This window comes from Kitasatospora sp. NPDC059599, from assembly GCF_042735125.1.
Lineage (GTDB): Bacteria > Actinomycetota > Actinomycetes > Streptomycetales > Streptomycetaceae > Kitasatospora.
Map to the genome: position 1 here is coordinate 1 of NZ_JBHWCL010000322.1, position 1,005 is coordinate 1,005.

Annotated in this window: 1 protein-coding gene; it reads right to left on the reverse strand. The window is 70.0% G+C overall.

Features of this window, described 5'->3' with window-relative positions; all coding sequences use genetic code 11:
- A partial coding sequence (locus ACFV04_RS43810) for a condensation domain-containing protein (RefSeq protein ID WP_380536668.1) occupies positions 1 to 1,005 on the reverse strand: 1,005 nt, incomplete at both ends.

The window sequence follows — 1,005 nt, forward strand, 5'->3', positions numbered from 1 at the left end:
GGAGAGGGCGGTGCGCCAGGCGGTGCGGGCGGCTTCACGGTCGCGGTCGGCGAGCCAGGTCAGGTAGTCCTTGTACGGCGCCACCGAGGGCAGGACAGTGCCGTCACCGTGCTCGTTGTAGAGGGTGAAGAGCTCACGGATGAGGATGGGCATCGACCAGCCGTCGAGCAGGATGTGATGCAGCGTCAGTGTGAGCGTGTGCCGCTCGGAGCCGTGGTGAAGGAGGGCGAAGCGCAGCAGCGGGGGCTTGGCCATGTCGAACCGCCGGGCGCGTTCTTCGGCGAGGAACCTCTCGACGGTGCCGTCGGCGTGGCTGACGTCGGTTTCCGTCCAGGGGAGTTCGACCTCGGCCGGAATCACCTGCACTGATCGGCCGGCGCCCCGGGCCAGGAAGCGTGCGGACAGGTTGGGGTGACGGTGCAGCAGTGCCTGCCCTGCGGCGCGCAGCCGCTGGGCGTCCAGCTCGCCCTGGAGTTCCAGCGCGAGCTGGACGACGTAGACGTCCGGCGCCTGCTCGTCGTACAGCGCGTGGAACAGCAGCCCCTCCTGCAGCGGCGGCAGGGGCAGCACATCCGAGAAACGCGACTCCTGCTCCAGGCGGTCGATCTCTACCTGCGAGAGTTGGACCAGCGGCAGGTCGGAGGGGGTCAGGCCGCCGGCGTCGGGGGCGTCGGCGTGTTCGGCGAGGACCGTGAGGGCGTGGACCCAGGTGTCGCCGAGCTCGCGGATGTCGTCCTCGGCGAGGAGCTCGCCGGCCCAGGTGAGGGAGATGGACAGCTGCGGGCCGTCCGGGTGGTCGTGAGTGATCGCGTTGATGCCGATGGCGTGGGTCAACGGCATGCGGTCGTCCGCGCCGCCGGTCAGCGCATCGGCGTCGACGGCGACCGACCAGTCCAGGTCCTGCGGGGCCGGGAAGCGTCCGAGGTAGTTGAAGGCGATGTGGGGTTGGGGGAGTCGGGCGAGTTGGGGGGTGGTTTCGGGGTTGAGGTGGCGTAGGAGGCCGTA